A 19,761-nucleotide genomic window follows, 5' to 3' on the forward strand; every position below is an offset into this window, starting at 1 on the left:
CCTTCGGCAAGCCAGTCGAGCACGGCGGGCAACCCGGCCGGCGTCTACACGGTGGTGGTGACGGCAGCCGATCCGCATGGCGCCACGGTGACCCAGAGCTTCAACTGGACCGTCACCAACCCGTCGCCCGAGGCGGCCGCGGACCAGGGCAGCGTGACGGAAGATGGGCCCAACCTCGTCGTCTCGGCGGCGGATGGCGTCATCGAGAGTGGAGCCGCCGCCGGGGGCACGGATATCGACCCGGACGGCGACGCCCTGTCGGTCACGCACGTTGTTGCCGGCACGGCCGACGAGCTGAGCGACTTTCCGGCAGTTCCGAACGCCGGAACGCAGATCGTCGGCGCCTTCGGCACGCTCACTCTCAATGCCGACGGCAGCTATACCTATGAGCTGGACAATTCGAACCCGGCCGTCAACGCACTGGACGGTGAGAGTCCGCCGCTTTCCGATACGTTCAGCTACGCGATTTCCGACGGCGAAGGCGGCACGTCGTTCACGACGCTGACGATCACCATCAACGGAAATGACGATGGCGTCCCGTCCATCGCACCGGTCGATGGCAACGGAATCGAGCCCGGCGAGGTGACGGTCTACGAGGCGGGGCTCACCAGCGACGGCCCTGCCGGCCAGGACGAAACTGTCAGCGGCACCATCACCATTTCGGCGGCCAATGGGCTCTCCACCATCACCATCGGAGTCACGACGGTCACCCTCGCGCAGCTGGAAGCGATCTCCGCCGGCACGCCGATCGAGATCGACACGGCGCAAGGCAAGCTGACTCTGACGGGGTTTGCTTCGGCGGGCGAGATTGGCGGCGTCTCGACCGGGGGTACGCTGAGCTACACCTATACGCTCGAGGAAAGCGTCTCCAATCCCGACGCGGCATCGGCCAACAGTATCGAGGAGATCGAGCTCGCGGTGGAGGACGCTGCAGGGGCGGTCAGGCAATCCAGCCTGAGCGTCAATATCGTCGACGATGTTCCATCCATCGGCACGCCCGATGCAGTCACCCTGGACGAGGCGGGCCTGCCCGCCGGCACCGATCCCGACGCCAGCGCGCTGACGCGGACGGGCTCGCTCGACCTGCGTACCGGCGCCGACGACGGCTCGGTCACCACGGTCTTCGATCCCGCCCAGTCGGCGCCGGCGGATCTGACGTCCAACGGAGTCCCGATCGTCTATGCCGTGAGCGCCGACGGACACACGCTTACGGCCACCGCCGGCCCCGGCGGTGCGGTCGTCTTCACGGTGTCGCTGACCAATCCGGGCTCGCCGACTGCCGGCTACAGCTTCGAGCTATCGGGTCCGCTCGACCACGATGGAGCCGATATCGACCTGTCCTTCGACTTCAACGTGACGGACGCGGACGGCGACACCGACGCCGGCAGCTTCCAGGTGTCGGTGGTCGATGACGGGCCTGTTGCCGTGGACCAGCCGGGGCTTTCGCTGGACGAAGGCGGGACGGTCGTGGGCTCGGCGAGCGGCGGCTCGAACCTCCTGGGGAATGACGAAGTCGGCGCGGACGGATCCGCCAAGGTGGTATCGATCACCTATACGGACGAGTCCGGCAACAGCGCGACCGCGGCAGTCCCCCCGGGCGGCCTGACCGTAGATACCCATTACGGTTCCCTCACCGTCAATCCTGACGGCACGTGGAGCTATGCGAGCGATTCGACGGAGAACAACCCGTCGGGCGTGTCGGAGACCTTCGGCTATACGATCGAAGACAATGACGGGTCCACCTCATCGGCGATCCAGCCGCTGACCGTGACCGACACCGATCCGACGGCGGCACCGGTGGGTCTCGCCATCGACGAGCAGGACATTCCCGGGACGGGCAGTGCGGGCTCGCAGACCAATTCGGTGACGGAGGATCTGGGGATCGCGAAGGGTGCTGATGCGATCAGCGACGTGGTCTTCGACGATTCGACCTTGAGCGGCCTGGAGGCGCTGAACCTGACGTCGGGCGGAACCGCTCTCGCCTATTCGCTGAGCGCGGGCGGGCACGTGCTCACGGCGACTGCGGGTCCGGGCGGCGCCGTGGTGTTCACGTTGACGCTGAACAACCCGACGGATGCATCGGGGGCCAGCCAAAGCGTGACCATGACGCTGGTCGGGAAACTGGACCATGGAGCCGCAGGCGGCGAGAACGGACTGTCGATCCCTGTCGACTACAGGGTGGACGACAGCGATTCCAGCGTCCCCGCGAGGCTGAACCTGACGGTGGTCGACGACGTTCCGACGGCACAGGTCGATGCGGGGGCCAGCGTCGTGGAAGGGGCGCAAACGGTGACGGGCACCTTGCTGCTCGCCAACGACGTTCAAGGTGCCGACGGCGCCCGCGTCCATCAGATCCAGTATACCAGCGAGTCCGGCGAATTGGTCACGGCAACCGTGGCCCCCGGCCCCGCCGGCAGCACGTTCGACACCATCCATGGCAGCCTCACCGTGAATCAGGATGGCAGCTGGAGCTATACGAGCGATCCTGCCGCGACCTCGGGGCCGTCGGTGGAACACCCGCAGCCCGGCAACGATCTCTCCGTCGACGACGTCTTCTCCTATAATCTGATCGACAGCGACGGCGACGTGAGCGGCTGGGCGAACCAGACGGTCACGGTCGAAGATACGGTCCCCTCGATCGGCGTGCCGACCACGAACGTGGTGAACGAAGCCAATCTGTCGAACGGCACCGATCCGGATCCGGCGGCCGTGACGCAGACCGGATCGCTGGCGGTCACCCAGGGCGCGGACGGCACCAACGTGACCTTCGCCTCCGACCAGGAGAATCTGGAAAGCCTGAACCTGACCTCCGGCGGCGTCGGACTGGTCTATACGCTCAGCGCCGACGGCTACACGCTCACCGCGACCGCCGGAGCTGGCGGGGCCGTCGTGTTCGTCGCCACCATCGTCGATCCGACTTCGGCAAGCGCCAGCTACAGCTTCTCCCTGCTAAGTCCGCTGGACCATACGAGCACCAGCGAAATCGAGCTGCCCATCGCCTTCGGCGTGGTCGATGCCGACGGCGACGCGGACGACGGGAACTTTATCATCATCACCATCTCCGACGACGAGCCGGAGACCGAACGGACCTTCACGCTCGACGAGGACAGTAGCGGTATCACCTTCAACACCAGCGCCGACGCGTCGGATTCGAACCTGGTGGTGTCGGATCCGCCGAACGGATCGGTGACCGTCAGCTCTGACGGCAAGATCACCTATGTGCCCGATTCCGACTTCAGCGGGACCGACACCTTTACCTATACGACCACGAACGACGGCGGCGGCACAGTCACGACCACGGTGACCGTCGTCGTCGAGCCGGTCTCGGATGCTCCGCAAGTGCCGGTGGACGACCCCACGATCCAGACCGAAGAAGACACGGCCGTTGCGCTCGGCTTGAATGCGCCGATCGTCAGCGACGCCACAGACCAGAATGGCTCCGGGACGGGCGACAATCCGGAGCTGCTGGGCGTCATCACGCTCAGCGGCATTCCCGCGGGGGCGACCTTGCTCGATGGCGCGGGTAACGTCCTGCTGGTGTCCGATGGCGGCGACGTCACCATCCGATTGTCGGACGGGCCGCATGTTTCCGGAACGAGCGGGGACCTGACACTGACGACGGCCACCTATGAAGGCCTTCGAATCCTGCCACCGAGCGAGAGTCACGCCAATTTCACGATCAATGTGAGCGTGACCAGCTATGAAGTCGAGGACGATGGAACGCCCATCGTGGGCGTGCCCGGCTTCACTTGGTCGACCGATGTCGCGGTCAACGTGCAGGCGGTTACCGACCCGGTGGCCATCTCGCTGGTCGATGGCGACGCCGATGGTCTGGCGACGGATCACACGATCGTGGAGGATACGAGTTTCGATCTGGCGGACCTGGTCACGATCGCTTTCCCCGTCGGCGACGGCAATGCGACATCCGACGTGGACGGATCAGAGGTCCGGTGGATCGAGATTTCAGGTCTGCCGATCGGCTCCACGGTCAACGGCGTCACGGTTACCGGGTCCGACCCGGTGGTGGTGCCGGCGCCGGGCCTGAGCACTTCCGCCGACGGGTTGCCGGCGATGGTAATCGCCCCGCCCACCGATTTCAGCGGCGACCTGACGATCACCGTCACCGTCAAGGCGCGGGACGCGGATGCCGACGGCGTGGGTTCCGGTCCCACGGCCGGGGACGAAGTCCTCGATTCGGTGGACCTCAAGCTGCATGTGACACCGCTCGGCGGCGACGTGACCGCGTCGGACGTAACGACCGCAGAGGACGAGGCCATAGACTTCCTTTCCGGCATAGGGACGACCGACGGCGAAGGAGGTGGGACCGAGCTCATCACCCAGGTCGCGTTCGAGGTGCCCGTCGGGTGGATCGTGACCGATACCGGGGACAGCGATGGCTATGACGTGATCGAGGGGAGCGGGACCTACACCATCCTGTTCGACGACACCCTGACTGAACAGCAGCGGGAGGAAGTTCTGGACGGCTTCCTGATCCGGCCGCCGGCCCACAGCAGCGCAGACGTCACCATCGAGGTCGCGGTCACTAGCGCCGACACGGTCAACATCAATGGAACCCCGGTCACCCAAACCAGCACGGTGAACCTGTCGGTCGGCGTCGCCGTCACGGCGGAGGCTGAAATCGTGGACGACGATTCGGACGGCGATGGCTCCTCCGACGCCACAATGCCGGGCGACCATGGATATGGCACACCGGGCCAGGAGGACGCCTGGTTCACGCTCGGGACCGACGGCGCCTTCGATCTGGGGGCCGGCTGGGAAAACCAGGACGGTGACGAGACCGTTTATGCTCGGCTGACCCCCGGGCTGGTCGCCGGCGACGGCGGCGCAAGCAGCGCCAATGGCGCGCAATTCCGCTACTCGACGAACGGCGATACAAGCGAGGCGGGAGGCGAGTGGGTCGTCGTCACCTATGTCGGCACACCGGTCGATATCCCGATCGAGTATCTCAGCACGTTACAGTTCAAGGCACCCGAAAATCTCTCGGGATCCTTCCAGATCGGCGTTCGGACCCTCACGGTCGATCCGGATCCGAATGGCGGTACGGTGGAAGCCGTCTCGGGATCGTCGACGCTGACGAACCTGGTCATCCAGCCGGTGGCGGACGAGGTCACGATGGCGCTGAATGCCCGCGCGACCGGAATCGAAGATACCGCCATTCCGCTGGAGATAAGGCCGACCAGCTCTGATCCGTCCGAGACTTTCACCGTGACGATCTCCGGCATCCCCGTCGGTGCCGAGCTCTATTATGACGGAAACTTCCAGACGGTGACCGGCGGCAGCGTGACGATTGAGGGGTTCGATTCCACCAGGACGCTCACTATTCAGCCGCCCCCCAACAGCAATGACGACTTCACGCTCGGCGTCTCCGCTTTCTCGGTCGACGGGACCGATGCCTCGAGCTCGCAGAATCTCAGCGTCAATGTCTCCCTGCGGGGCGTGGCCGATGCGGCCGACGTTGAGGCGGTGGCGACGGTTTATGACGAAGCTGCACTCGACAGCGGTGCGGACCAGGTGCTGCTCAGCGAGCTGCTGACTGCCGGCCTCCAGGATGGGGACGGATCGGAAGTCCTGACCTTGCGGGTCACCGGCCTTCCCCAAGGCTTCTCCCTCAGCCAAGGCACGATGCTGGTCGGCGGCACGGGCGAGGAGCGTGTCTGGGTGCTCACCCAGCAGCAGTTCGCGGCCGCCACGGTGTCGACGCCGGCGAATTTCAGCGGTACCCAGAGCTTCTTGGTAACGCCGGTGACGACCGAGAATGACGGCGACTCCCGGACCGGGAGCGCACAGGTCGTCGAGATAGAGGTGACGCCTTCGGCGGAAGGCGTGGTCACGACCAGCGCCACCCTGGTCGAAGACGTGGTGACTCCGCTCGGCTTGGCCATCGTGCATCAGAATGGCGACACGGATGAAGCGCTTACCACGGTCTGGGTTCCGGTAGACGAGAATCCGAACTTCACGCTCTATCTCGGCTCGACCCCGTTGTCGGAAGCGAACCTGCCGCTCGAGACGATCGACGGCCAGAGCTATTATGTGGTGACCGGAGCCCAGATCGCTCAGCTTGCCGCCAAGGGCGCTGCCAATCTTGATGGCGCGCTCGGCTCGTTCGATTTCAAATATGAGGTTACGGACGACAGCTACGGCGCAACGCCGGCCGGGTCGAGCGGCACGCGGGTGCAGGATGGTACCTTCGAACTCACGGCCAATCCGGTGACCGATCCCGTGGACGTGTCGATCAGCGCCATCGGCGGCAGCGCCGGCGTCACGACGGTGTCGGACCAATATGCGGGCGACGACGCCACGCCCGACACGGCGGTCCTGACCGCCGGAGATGTCGTCACTGTCACCCTGAACATCGCCGGAGCGCCGGAGGCCGGCGTCGCGGGGGCGACCCCCGATGTGGACGGCAGCGAGAAGGTGATCCGAATAGTCATCGAAGGCGTGCCAGAGGGCGTCTCGGTCCAAGGCGGCGCCTATAGCGGCGCCGGAACCTGGCTGTTGATCTACGAGGACGCAGCCGCCTTGCCGATCGACGCGGACGGCGGTTTCAGCCTTCCGGTGGCGTTCGATGTCAGCGGGTTCGCCGGCGAGCTCGAGAACGTTCCGATCACGATCGAGGTGCAGACTCAGGACCGGGGCGACACGGATGCGACGACGGCGGTCCGGTCCGACACGGTGACCTGGCATCTGACCACCGACTTCGCCCCCGGCGAGGGAGCCCTGCCTGCGCAGATCGACCAATGGGCCTATAATGGCGCTCACGCCGCCGAGGACGGCACCTTTTCGCTTTCGCAGGTCGTCGACGCCCAGGTCACGATCAGGGATGGCAGCATATCGAACATCTTCACGGTCAGCCTGTCGGACCTCCCGCCGGGCACAAGCATCGATGGCATGGCTTTCACGACGGTGGGCGGCCAGGAAGTCTGGACCGCGTCAGTGACGGTCGGCCCGGGCGAGGACGCCGATACCGCGCTGGCCGGCCTGCTCGACAGCATCAGGATCACGGCACCGGAAAACAGCAACGAGAATAGTGCCGCCGGCGCGTTTCAGCTCGACGCGCGGCTGACGGTGTCGGTGCCGACCGGCCGCAGCGAGATTGCGGATCTCGACGACATGATCGTACCGGTGGACCCGGTCACGGACCCGGCGGTGATTTCAATCTCGGCCGGTCCGATCGACGAAGGCGTCGAGTCCATTCCCGTGACCATCACCGTCACGAACGACGCCGATGGCGCCTTCGGCGAGATCGTCGACGGGAAGCTCTACATTAAGGTGGATCCGGCCGGCAGCACCAACGGCCTGGAGAATGGTACGCTCACCTATGAGGGCGCTGCGCTCCCGACCGAGATCGTCGATGGCGAGGAATATTATGTCGTCACGGGCGTGACGGCCGGCACGCCCGTCGAGCTGACCTACACGCCAAACAACAGCACGGCAGGCGAGGTGTCGTTCAGTGCGCAGGTAAGGACTCAGGAGAGCGGGTCGGCTCAGATCGTGACGGGAACCGCATCGGGCACCGGCCAGGTCATCATGATCAACAACGGTGTCGAGGTGAGCAGCTCGCCATCGTCGGGCACGGAGTCGAACCAGGTTCCGATCACCAATCTGGTCGTCAGCCTGGTGGATGATGACGGATCGGAGCTCATCAACTCGATCCTGCTATCGAACCTGCCCAACGGATTCCTCGTCTATGTCGGCGATTCCGCCGGCACCGCCGTGCTGGCGAGCAATGCCGGCGGCGACAACACCTGGGTGATCTCCAATCCGGACGGCTCCCTTCCGGCCTATGTCGCCATCGTGCCGCCGGAGCATTGGAGCGGGACGCTCGACGATCTCGTGGTCACCGTGGAAAGCGGCGAGAGCGTGTTCAACGACGGCCTGATCCAGAGCTTCGAGCTCGGCGACGTGACCGTCGCCGCCGTCGCCGACGGGGTCGACCTGACGGCGACCAACACGTTCGGCCCGGAAAATTCGATCATTCCCCTGAACCTGAATGCCTCGATGGCCGATGCCGCCGATGCGTCGGTGCCCGGCGCCGACGATGCATCCCAGGAGACGGCGACGGTGAAGCTTACCGGCCTGGGCCAATTTGCCTCTATCTACATCGGGACGGATCAGAAGATCGACGGGGTCAGCTACGATGCAGGCACCGACACCTATACGCTGACGGGCCTGACCCAGGCCGACCTGGACAGGCTGGGCTTCCTGCAGGCGCGCAACGCGCTCACGGACCAGAATATCGGCGCGTCAGGCGTTCAGATCAGCGTGGAGGCGTTCACGACCGACGGATCGAGCGTCTCGGTCTCGGATACGGTTCAGTTGACGGTGGAATCGTTCGCCCAGCTGCCCACCAGCGGCAATGACAATCTGCTTTGGACCGGCGGCACCATCAATGCGGGGGGCGGCACGGACACCGTCCGGCTGCGCCATGGCGAAAGCCTGTCGGGCAGCCAGCTCGATTCGAGGCTCTCCAACGTCGAGGTGCTCGATCTTCACGACAACGACATCACCAGCCTTTCGGCGGCCGACGTCCTGGGCATAGCCGGAAGCAGTTCGCTCCTGACCGTGCTGGGAGATACGCGGGATACGCTGGACCTGAGCGACGACTGGACTTCGGCCGGGCCCCAGGAAATCGGCGGCATCGACTATGCCATCTACACGGCTACCGTGGACACCACCGAGGTTGAGCTGCGCGTACAGACGGGAATTGCCGTGGACTGAACCGTCGGGACGGCGGTGTTGATGTTACTGACATGTGCCGGACCGGCGAACATGGGACCGTACAATGCTGAACTCCGATTTCTCCGAAGTTGTGGTGTTCTGGGGCCTCAAGGTGCTCTATGCGGCGGCCGTCCTTGCCGCCGGCATATGGCTTGCCTTCTTCATTTCACGCGTCGCGCGCGCCCAGACGGCCAAGAACCCACGGATCGACACGACCATCGGCGCCTTTCTGGCGCGGACGATCCGCTATGCGATCATCGTCATCGTCCTGATCGCCGTTCTGCAGATGTTCGGCGTCCAGACGGCGAGCCTCGTTGCGGTCCTCGGCGCGAGCGCCCTCGCGGTGGGCCTCGCCTTGCAGGGAACGCTCGGCAACGTCGCGTCCGGCATCATGATCGCCTTCATGCGGCCTTTTCAGATCGGCGACTTCGTCGAGATAAACGGCCAGGAGGGACTCGTCACCGAGCTGGACCTGTTCTTCACCGAAATCGTCACCCTCGACGATCGCCGGATTCTGGTTCCGAACGGACAGGCCGTATCCAATCCCATCACCAACTTCACCATCAAGGGGAAGCGCCGGTGCGTGATCGATTTCGGTGTCAGCTATGATGACGACCTCGACCAAGTCATCAAGGTCCTCACCGAGGTCATGACGGGCGACCGGCGGGCATTGGCGGAACCTCAGGCCTGGTTCGGGGTCGAAAGCCTTGGGGATTTCGCCGTGACCGTCTCCGCCCGCGTCTGGATCAAGACAGACGACTATCTCGATTATCGGGCGGACATGATGAAAAGGGTGAAGGAGGCGTTCGACCGGGAAGGCATCGAGATCCCTTATCCCCACGCGGTGGAGATAAGCAAAGGCGAGATCATGCAGCGCAAGCCCCCGGTCAAGCTGCGCGAAGAAGCCCCTCAAGGCATGACGGCGCTGCCTGGGGAGTCTCGAATGCCGGAAGCCCGAATAGTCTGACGCCTCGGTCGACCTGGCCGCGGCGCGTCTCGCTCGCTACGGCATTCATCCTGCGCGCAAGAAGTGTGGAGGCGGGCTGCCCCGTGCCGCCGGAGAACGACTGGCCCGGCCGGCTTTTCGATGTGCAGCGAAGGCTTACCCCAAGCTGATAAAGGCTGTGCCGGTTATGGCCAGCAGTGCGCCGATCCATCCGCGTGCGGGCGGCCTGATGCCGGTCCTGATCCACACCATCGGCAGGATGACGACCGGCGTCATCGAGGAGAGGGTGGAAACGATCCCCACGTCTCCCCGCTCCAGGGCGGCCATGAGCAGCGCCATGCCTAAGCAACTTCCGAAGAGCGTCGCCCCCGCGCCTAGCCCCAGATCCTTCCACCGGAAGATCTCCTTCTTGGCGCGGCCGAAGGGAAACAAAGCGAGGACGAGGAAGAAGGCTGCCGCGAGGCCGGCGCGGATGGCCACCGCCGTGAACGGCTCCACGTCCGAGGCCATGACGGGCCGCGCGAAAAGCCCTCCCAGGGCCTGACCGAGGGCCGTGACGATGCCGAGGACGATGCCGGTCCGCGACACGGCCGGCAGCGACACGGATGGGCCCGCCTGATTCCTCGGTGCGAGGCGGCGCGGCAGGCCGATCGCAAGCACGATGCCGGAGAGAACGAGTGCAACCCCCAATCCCTGCGGGACCGTGATCGTCTCCCCGAAAGCCGCATAGCCCAGGACTAGGGCGAACGGCGAGGTCAGCGAGAAGAGCAGGGCGGTAAGCCGGGGCCCGATAGCGTAGATCGCGGCAAAGTAGGTCGTGCTTGCAATCACGATACCGAACAGGCTCGAGGCGGCGAGGAGCTGGACCTGCCAAAGCTCCAAGGCCCGCCACCCGCCCAAGAGGAGACCGGCGATCCCCGCCATCAGGAAGGCCAGGACGAACTGCCATCGAGCAAGCCGCAATAGTGAAACGCGCCCCTTTAGCTCTTCGATGAACATGGAGCTCAACGCGAGGCAGATGGCGGCCCCGACCGCAAACGCTTCGGAAATGAACAAGAAGGCTCCAATCCAGCGCGATTGACCCTGCCCTGCTTCTGTGAGGAGCTGGATTCGCCACGCGCCGCGCGCACATGCCCAAAGGTCGGCATCGGGTCGAGCCGGGATTCGGAGGGTAGGGAAATTCGACGGCGGATGGGATCGCCTCCGATCCGATCGCGGTAAGCGATCGGCCCAGGACGTCGGTCGGGCCCATCGGCATGTTGGCCGTCAGACCCGGTCGGGCCGCGGATACCGCAGGAGGAAAGAGTGGTGCCCAGGAGAGGACTCGAACCTCCACGCCCTTGCGAGCGCCAGCACCTGAAGCTGGTGCGTCTACCAATTCCGCCACCTGGGCACGGGGTAGGACGCGCGAGGTAGGAGGGCGCGCCCTGCTTGTCAACGCGGCTTGCGCCGCCGATATCGTGCCGCGCGGAGCGGGCGGTAGTCCTGGCGCCGGAATGGGCGTTCGGCTTGCCATCGCTGCGCCGAAGCGGCAAGGGAGCGGCGCGACTGCGGGCCTGCGCGCCCGTCTCATGCAACCTAGCCAGGGCGCTCGGGAGATGACGGTAAAGACGGACCGGCTGGTCACCTTGTTCGGCGGCGGCGGCTTCATCGGCCGCTATGTCGCCCAGGCCTTGTTCGCAGCCGGCGCGCGCGTCCGGGTCGCCGAGCGCGAGCCGCGCAGCGCTTTCTACCTGCGGCCGCTTGCCGGCCTCGGGCAGATCCAGTTCGTGCATGCGGACGTGACCCGGCCGGAGCAGGTGGCCGCCGCGGTCGCGGGGGCGGACGCCGTCATCAACCTGGTCGGTATCTTCAACGGAGACCTGCAGGCCGTCCATGTCGGCGGGGCCCGCAACGTCGCCGAGGCGGCCGGCGCGGCCGGCGCGGCGGCCGTCGTGCATATTTCCGCGATCGGCGCGGATCCGGAAAGCGAATCGGTCTACGGCCGCACCAAAGGGCAGGGTGAGCAGGCGGTCCGCGCCGACTTTCCCGCCGCGACGATCATTCGGCCGTCGATCGTGTTCGGCCCCGAGGACAATTTCGTGAACCGCTTTGCGCGGATGGTTCGGCTGCTGCCGGTCGTGCCGGTGCTTCGCGGCGCCTGGAAGGTGCAGCCGGTTTACGCCGCCGATCTCGGCAAGGCGATCGCGGCCGCCGCGGTCGATCCGGCGCCCCATTCGGGTAGCACGTACGAGCTGGCGGGACCTCAGGTCGTTTCGATGCGCGAAATCAACGAATGGATCTGCCGGGCGACGGGCCGTGGGACCAGGCCGGTGCTGCAGGTCCCCGACGGCATCGGGCGTTTGATGGCGCGGCTCGGCGGCTGGGTCCCCGGCGCTCCGATCACTTGGGATCAGTGGCTGATGCTGCAGCGGGACAATGTCGCGAGCGGCGAATGTCCCGGGTTCGAGGCTTTCGGAATCAGGCCGGCGCCCTTGGCGGCCGTCGCCGAGGGATGGCTGCCGATCTACCGCCGCCAAGGCCGCTGGGCGAGGCCTGCGGGCGGCGGCGGGCCCGATCCGCGCGCGCAAGGACCCTCGCCTTATTGAGCGAAGGCGGGGCTCCGGCGGCGCGTTGACAGCCGCCGCCCCTTCCGCCACAGGGGCCGCCTTCTTATATCGCGCTCCCACGGACAGGTGGCCGAGTGGTTAAAGGCAGCAGACTGTAAATCTGCCGGGCTTCGCCCTACGCTGGTTCGAATCCAGCCCTGTCCACCATCATCAGGCAGCGTGCCGGGCCGGCATGGCCCTCCCCGACCGCAACCCATCGACTTCGGCAATCCGTGGTTTCGGCTCGGCCGAGGCGAGGGTCGATGACAAAGGCGGTGTCGGCCCATTTTCGCGCGATCGCCATAATCTTCCCTGCCCTTTCGTACCGAATCTCACAGAATGAGAGATCCTCGGCCGTCGATTTGACCCCGGTGGCGATCCGCATTCATCCTCATGCGCAGGATTGAAAGGGGGTGCGTGAATGCTTTCCGCCGGACAGGCGCCTGATTTCGTTGCGCCGGGTAAAGTAAAGGCGGCGATCATCGGATCGGGCAATATTGGAACCGACCTGATGATGAAGGTCTTGCGCACGTCCAGTCGCGTCGAAATGGGCGCAATGGTTGGAATCGACCCCAATTCCGACGGGCTCGCCCGAGCCGCCCGCCTCGGCGTTGCTGTCACTCACGAGGGAATAGAGGGCCTGATCCGGCTTCCGGTATGGCCCGACATCGCAATCGTCTTCGATGCCACTTCGGCGGGGGCGCATCGACGGCATAGCGAGGTCGTGACCGGCGCCGGAAAAGTGATGATCGATCTCACGCCGGCCGCAATCGGACCCTATGTCGTTCCGGTCGTGAACGGCGACAGTTATCTCGACGCGCCCAACCTCAACATGGTCACCTGCGGCGGCCAGGCCACCATTCCGATGGTTGCCGCCGTCGCGTCGGTGGCGACGGTCCATTATGCCGAGATCGTGGCCTCGATCGCGTCCCGTTCGGCCGGGCCGGGGACGCGCGACAATATCGACGAGTTTACCCAGACCACCGCGCGCGGCGTCGAGCAGGTCGGCGGCGCCGCAAAGGGCAAGGCGATCATCATCCTCAACCCGGCCGAGCCGCCGATGATCATGCGCGACACCGTCTTCACCTTGTCGTCGGGCGCCGACGAGCCGGCCATCGAGGCGGCCGTGGAGGCGATGCTAAAGCAGGTCCAGGCCTATGTGCCGGGCTACCGCCTCAAGCAAAAGGTCCAGTTCGAGCGCTTCGGCTCGAACAATCCCATCCGCATCCCCGGCGTCGGCAGCTTCGAGGGGATCAAGTCGACCATCTTCCTCGAGGTGGAGGGGGCGGCCCATTATCTGCCCGCTTATGCCGGGAATCTCGACATCATGACCTCCGCGGCGCTCCGCACCGCCGAGAAGATTGCGGAGCGACAGCTCGCCGGAGCGTGTGCATGAGTTTCGATCCTTCCTCCACGCGCCTCTACATCCAGGACGTCACCCTGCGCGACGGCATGCACGCCATCCGCCATCAATATGGGCTCGACCAGGTTCGGCGGATCGCCCGGGCCCTCGATGAGGCCGGCGTCGACGCGATCGAGGTTGCCCACGGCGATGGCCTGAACGGATCCAGCTTCAACTACGGCTTCGCTGCCGCGACCGACTGGGAATGGCTCGAGGCCGCCGCGGAAGTCGTCGAGCGAGCGCGGCTGACCACGTTGCTGCTTCCGGGCATCGGCACGATCGAGGATCTCGAACGGGCGCACGAGCTCGGCGTCACCTCCGTTCGGATCGCCACCCACTGCACCGAAGCGGACATCGCCCGTCAGCATATCGGACGCGCCCGCGATCTCGGTCTCGACACCGTGGGCTTCCTGATGATGAGCCACATGATCGAACCCGAGGCACTGGCCAGTCAGGCGAAGCTGATGGAAAGCTACGGCGCGACCTGCGTCTACGTCACCGACAGCGGCGGTGCCCTCGACATGGACGGCTGCCGCGAACGGTTCGAGGCGTTCGATCGGATTCTGGAACCCGAAACCGAGCGGGGCATCCACGCCCATCATAACCTTTCGCTTGGCGTCGCCAATTCGATCGTCTCGGCACAATGCGGAGTGATCCGCGTGGACGCCAGCCTCGCCGGCATGGGGGCAGGGGCGGGGAACGCGCCGCTGGAGGTGTTCATCGCGGCGATCGACCGAAAGGGGTGGCGCCACGGCACCGACCTGTTCAAGCTCATGGACGCGGCCGAGGAACTGGTTCGTCCGCTGCAGGACCGCCCGGTGCGGGTCGATCGGGAAACGCTCAGCCTGGGCTATTCCGGCGTCTATTCCTCCTTTCTCCGCCACGCCGAGAAAGCCGGCAACGACTATGGCGTCGACGTTCGCGAGATCCTCGTGGAGCTCGGCCGCCGCCGCATGGTGGGTGGTCAGGAGGACATGATCGTGGACGTCACGCTGGACATTCTCGGATCGAGGAGCGGCCCGGCGGAACAGGGCGCAGGCACAGGAGAGAAAGAATGATCGAACGCAGGCATTTTCTCGGGATATTGGCGAGCCTGCCGACCCTTGCTGCCTTCCCCGGCGCCGTCTTCGCGCGGGCTCCGGATCTCTCGCGCATCCCGACCCGGCCTTCCGGTCCGATCGAGATTCTCTATCGAACGCCGCACGGCAAGCCGAACGGCCTCGACAAGACAGACGAAGGCATGTGGGTGATCGACCAGGGTCCGGAGAACTGGATCTCCCTCATCGACCCGGCCGACGGACGCCTGATCCGTGAATTCCAGCCGAGCAACGTTCGCTCGGCAAGCGGTATCTGCGTCGACGACGAGGACGGGACGATGTGGATCGGCTCGACCTACAATCGGCTGATCGTCCATCTCGATCCAAGGACATCGCAGACCATCGCCGCCTATCAGACCCCGGGCGCCGGCCTGATCTACCGCATGGCCGGCGATGTCGAGGGACACCGCACGCCGCTCGAGCCGGCCTATCCGGAAGCGCCGCGTCCGCCCTCCGCGCTTCCCGGGAACGTCGCGCGGCTGCCGAACGGGCAGGTCGCGCTCGATCGGATCGATGCGCCCCCCGGTACGGGCGCACACTGCATCCTTCAAAAGGGCAAGCTGCTCTACGTGGCCGTGCCGCCGGCGCGCTCGGTGTTCGTCATCGACAAGACGGACTGGGTGGTCCAGGATTCCTATCCGAGCGCGGGGAACCGGCCGCACGACATGACCTGGACCGACGCCGCCAAGACCCATTTCTGGGCCTCCGACTCGAACCTCAACGCTTTCTTCCGGCAGAATGCGACGAGCGGCGAGATCGACGCGCGAATCCAGCTTCCGGACGACTCACCGGTCATTCACGGGGCCAAGCTTCACGACGGGTACATGTATTGTTGCGACGATGTGGGTTGGATGTTCCGATTCAGAATGTGAGGCCCGGCGCGAGAGGGAGCGCGATTGACGTTCCCCCCGCCGGTGACCAGTCTCGAACGAGAGGGAGGTTGAAAGGTGGCGACGCCAAAGAACGAATCCGTCCGCAAGGCCTTCAAGCTCTTGCGCGCCTTCAGGGACGCGGACGAGTGGCTTACCAGCGCTGAACTCAGCCGCCGCGCCCGCTTGCCGCAGGCTTCGGGCTACCGGCTCATCCAGACGCTCGAAGAGATCGGCGCGGTGCTGCGCGGGCCGCGCGGCCGTTATCGCCCGGGAATGCTGCTCATCCACCTGTCGCGCCAGGTCGAGGTGGCCGAACTGCTTCGCGATGTGTCCCATGGCGTTCTGTTCGACCTCGCCTCGCGGCTTTCGCTCACCGTTCATATGGGCGTGTTCGAGGACGGGATGGTGACTTATGTCGCGAAGGTGGGAGAGTCGGCGGGCTTCGCCGTGCACACCCGGGTCGGCGCACAGCACGAGGCTTATTGCACGGGCCTCGGCAAGGTCCTTCTGGCCAGCCTGCCATATCAGGAGCTGGAGGATTTCATCGACGAGGGCGACCTGGTTCCGCTGACGCCGCATACGATCACCGATCCGGCCGCCTTCCGGCGCGAGATCATGCGCGTACGCCAGCGCGGCTTCGCGATCGACGACGGCGAAAGCGCGTTGAACCTGCGCTGCGTAGCGGTACCGGTCCGCGATTCCACGGGCAAGACGATCGCCGCCATTTCGGTCTCCGACGAGGCCGAACGCATGGACGGGCAACGCCAGGACGAGGTTCGGATCGCCCTTCAATGTGCCGCCGCGGCCATCCAGCACAAGCTGATGCCGGCCGCGGAGTCGATCGCCGCCTGAGACGCTGCGCTGGAGCGTCTGCTTGCTGGGGCCGGAAGCGCGCGCGCTTTCGGCCCCGCTCTTAATCGACCTTCGCGATTGCGGAGGCGAAGCGAACTTCCGCTACGGAAAAGGCCGCGATGGCATGAGGAAGGCCTTCAGCCTGTCTCATCAAGTGAGAGGATTTGACCCCCCTATTTTGACTTCTCCCGCCCACACCCGGACTTCTCCATTCGAAGCCTCAAAGAGGGCGCCCGAATGGGAGGGGAGAAGATGAAAGCATTGAAGCTGCTCAGGTTTGGCGCATCGACCATCGCGCTCGTCGCCGTCGCCGCTGCGACCAGCGCTTCGGCGCAGGCACCGGAAGCCCAGACGGTAAACGCGCCGCAACCGGTGCCTGGTGACACCACGCCGATGGCGGGGGATGAGGATCTCGCTTTCCCTGAGGCCGATGGGTCGGGCGGGGAAGGCGAGTCGATCGTCGTCACCGGCACGAGCCTGCGCGGCGTCGCGCCGGTCGGCTCCAACCTGGTTTCGGTCGGTCGCGAAGCGATCGAGGATACCGGCGCCCAGACGATCCAGCAGATCCTCAAGACGGTTCCCCAGATCACCGCGGCGGGCAATGCCGGCCAGGGGCCGGCAGGGACGTCATATTATTCCCCGACCATCCACAGCCTCGGCTCCAGTGCGAGCAACAGCACTCTGGTGCTGATCGATGGCCATCGCTTCTCGCTCGGCGGGCAGCCGCATCCGCTCTCCGATCCCGGCATCGTGCCGCCGATTGCCCTCGAGCGGGTCGAGGTTCTCGCCGAAGGCTCCTCATCCATCTACGGTTCCGACGCGGTAGCCGGCGTGATCAATTTCATCACCCGTCGCCGCTACGAAGGCTTCGAAGTCCAGGCGCAGGCGGGCTTCGGCGACTCCTACGAGACCTACAATGCCGGCGCGCTCTGGGGCACACGGTGGGACCAGGGCTCGGTCATGCTGGCTTATTCCCACTCCTATCGAAGCGCACTGGCTTATGCCGATCGCGATTTCCTGCGGCCGGACCACCGGGACGACGGCGGCACGAACTTCTCCAGCTTCAATTGCTCGCCGGCGACGATCCAGCCCGGCGGGGCCGGCGGCATATTCCTGTCGCCGACCGACGCGAACCCGGTGGCCAACATTTCGGCCAATGCCCCGTGCGACAACACGATCTACGAGGACCTCCTGCCTCGTGAAGTCCGGCACAACGTCATGGCAAAGGTGGAGCATGAGATCACGCCGGACCTCACGGTCGGCGTCGATTTCCTCTACTCCAATCGCGAGAACCATGCCCGCGACAGCCGCGGCACGCTCACCGCGACCGCTTTCCGCACCGGCGATCAGGCCAACCCCTTCTATGTGAATCCGCCTGGTATCGCTCCCGGCACAGCCGAGGGAGACCGCCAGACGGTGCGCTGGAATGCCGACGAACTGCTCGGCCCGGGAGCCTATAACGACAACAGCTCGGTCAACTATTTCGTGGCCGGCAATCTCGAATACCGCATCAACGACAATTGGCGGCTGACCGGCCTGGGGCTGGTCGGGCGCGAGGACCATCAGGTCGAGAGCAACGGCCAGCTTTGCGGAAGCTGCGCCAACCTCGCGCTTAACGGCACCACCAATACCGGGGGAGACGTCACGCGGCCATCAATTCCGGGAACGTCGGTCATCGTTCTCAACCTGCCGCTCACGACCGACAACGCGCTCGACGTGTGGAACCCCGCCGCGAGCAACCGCACGTCGGCGGCGGTGCGCGCGATGCTCACCGATTCGCTCAATGTCGCCAATTACTACCATTCCATCACCCAGGCGCGGCTTGGGCTGGACGGCACGCTGTTCACCTGGGCCGGCGGCGACGTCCGGCTCGCCGTGGGTGGTGAGTATCTGAAATACGGGCTCGAGATCCAGCGCAGCAGGCCCAACAATACCGGGCCGGCCTCGAAGGGATCTGAGCAACTCGATCTGGACCTCGGCCGCAACGTCCGTTCGGCCTATGCCGAGCTGTTCGTTCCGATCATCGGCGAAGCGAACGCGCTGCCGTTCGTCCGCCGGTTCGAGATCACCGTGTCGGGGCGGCACGACGACTATAGCGACGTCGGCTCGACCAACAATCCGAAGATAGGCGCCAACCTCGAAGTCGTGCGCGGCCTGCGCTTCCGCGGCAACTGGTCGCGCTCTTTCGTCGCGCCGGCGATCAGCAGCCTCGGTGACGCTTCCCGCGGGGGCTTGGCGAGCTTCTCGGGCTACGGCCCGTTGACGGGCGCGGTGATCATCCCGATCGCCAACTATCCGCTCGCCGCCCAGCTGCCGGGATGCAATGCGCCCGGACAGGTCACGTGCCAGATCGCCACCAGCACCATCCAGGGCATTTCCTTCAACAACGGCAATCCCGAGTTGGAGCCGCAAAAGGGGAAGGGCTGGTCGATCGGAGCCGATTTCGCCCCCGTTTTCCTGCCTGGTTTCAGAGCGGCCGCGACTTTGTTCAACGCCAGCTTCCGCGGCGGCGTCACTTCACCGAACCTGGCGACAGTGATCAACACGCCCGGCCTCAACCACCTGCTGACCATCTTTCCGAATTGCGCGACGGCCGCCGAAGTCGCCGCCGTTGTCGGCCAGGCGCCGCTCAACGGGCCCCTGCCGCAATGCATCAACTTCATCCGCAACGGCCGGCAGCAGAACGTCGTGAACCTGGACGTCCAAGGTATCGACGCCAGCCTCAATTACGAGCACGATACCGTTAGCGCCGGCACCTTCACCGTCGGTGCGTCCCTCTCCTACTTCACGAAGTTTCGTCAGAATATCGGCGGCGGACCCTGGTTCAGCGTGCTCAACACGACCGGCTTCAACGAGACCTTCCCTTCGATCCAGACCCAGGGCCGCTTCAATGCGGGGTGGGCTCATTCCGGCTTCTCGATCGACCTGTTCGCCAATTATATCGGCAGCTATCGTAACTGGTCGAGCAGCACCGTCGAGCCGCTCACCCGCGACGAGAACGGCAATCCGAACGGTGGCGGCGACAAGGTGAGCGGCAGCGTGCTGTTCGATCTCAACCTTGCCTACACCCTTCAGGGCGAGGGCTTCCTCGGCGGCAGCCAGGTCTTCGTCGATGTCGCGAACCTGTTCGATCGCGATCCGCCTTTCTACAACCGGGCGCCGGGCTATGACCAATATGGCGCCAACCCGATCGGCCGGGTCGTGACGATCGGCGCGAGGCTCCGATTCTGATCGGCCGGCTCTGTTTCCGCCCCGGGGGCGGGGG

The 19,761-nt window shown here is 65.4% G+C and carries 9 protein-coding genes and 2 tRNA genes; 9 read left to right on the forward strand and 2 right to left on the reverse strand.

Features of this window, described 5'->3' with window-relative positions; all coding sequences use genetic code 11:
* Window positions 1-51 precede the first annotated feature (51 nt).
* Window positions 52-8,739 (forward strand): S-layer family protein, encoded by an 8,688-nt coding sequence (locus EKM57_RS05365; protein WP_206185301.1) that lies wholly within the window; start codon window positions 52-54, stop codon window positions 8,737-8,739.
* A 64-nt stretch (window positions 8,740-8,803) separates the two neighbouring features.
* Window positions 8,804-9,706, forward strand: coding sequence for a mechanosensitive ion channel family protein (locus tag EKM57_RS05370; RefSeq protein ID WP_129791474.1), 903 nt, complete (start codon window positions 8,804-8,806; stop codon window positions 9,704-9,706).
* 135 nt (window positions 9,707-9,841) lie between these two features.
* Here the strand turns inward: EKM57_RS05370 and EKM57_RS05375 are convergent, their stop codons facing one another.
* Window positions 9,842-10,741, reverse strand: coding sequence for a DMT family transporter (locus tag EKM57_RS05375; protein WP_129791475.1), 900 nt, complete (start codon window positions 10,739-10,741; stop codon window positions 9,842-9,844).
* Between the two features lie 250 nt (window positions 10,742-10,991).
* Window positions 10,992-11,078, reverse strand: a tRNA-Leu gene (locus EKM57_RS05380).
* Window positions 11,079-11,283: 205 nt separating this feature from the next.
* On the opposite strand from EKM57_RS05380, the gene EKM57_RS05385 reads away from it, so the two are divergent.
* The 7 genes from EKM57_RS05385 to EKM57_RS05415 all read left to right on the forward strand — a co-directional run bounded on the left by EKM57_RS05385 (window position 11,284) and on the right by EKM57_RS05415 (window position 19,727).
* On the forward strand, window positions 11,284-12,273 hold the full coding sequence (locus EKM57_RS05385) for a complex I NDUFA9 subunit family protein (RefSeq protein WP_129791476.1): 990 nt from the start codon (window positions 11,284-11,286) through the stop codon (window positions 12,271-12,273).
* 81 nt (window positions 12,274-12,354) lie between these two features.
* Window positions 12,355-12,441: transfer RNA gene (locus tag EKM57_RS05390), tRNA-Tyr, on the forward strand.
* A gap of 253 nt (window positions 12,442-12,694) precedes the next feature.
* Window positions 12,695-13,669: an acetaldehyde dehydrogenase (acetylating) gene (locus tag EKM57_RS05395; RefSeq protein WP_129791477.1), complete on the forward strand. Its 975-nt coding sequence runs from the start codon at window positions 12,695-12,697 to the stop codon at window positions 13,667-13,669.
* Entirely contained in the window at window positions 13,666-14,733 is a 1,068-nt protein-coding gene (gene dmpG, locus EKM57_RS05400) for a 4-hydroxy-2-oxovalerate aldolase (protein ID WP_129791478.1), read from the forward strand. Before EKM57_RS05395 ends, dmpG begins: the two co-directional genes overlap by 4 nt.
* Window positions 14,730-15,644, forward strand: coding sequence for a hypothetical protein (locus EKM57_RS05405; RefSeq protein ID WP_129791479.1), 915 nt, complete (start codon window positions 14,730-14,732; stop codon window positions 15,642-15,644). Before dmpG ends, EKM57_RS05405 begins: the two co-directional genes overlap by 4 nt.
* A gap of 75 nt (window positions 15,645-15,719) precedes the next feature.
* Window positions 15,720-16,496, forward strand: a complete 777-nt coding sequence (locus EKM57_RS05410; protein WP_129791480.1) for an IclR family transcriptional regulator — start codon at window positions 15,720-15,722, stop codon at window positions 16,494-16,496.
* A gap of 252 nt (window positions 16,497-16,748) precedes the next feature.
* Window positions 16,749-19,727 carry a TonB-dependent receptor domain-containing protein gene (locus tag EKM57_RS05415; protein ID WP_165357192.1) on the forward strand — a complete coding sequence of 993 codons (2,979 nt, stop codon included), beginning with the start codon at window positions 16,749-16,751 and terminating at the stop codon, window positions 19,725-19,727.
* Window positions 19,728-19,761 lie beyond the last annotated feature (34 nt).

The sequence above is a fragment of the Sphingosinicella sp. CPCC 101087 genome (genome assembly GCF_004151485.1).
Lineage (GTDB): Bacteria > Pseudomonadota > Alphaproteobacteria > Sphingomonadales > Sphingomonadaceae > Allosphingosinicella.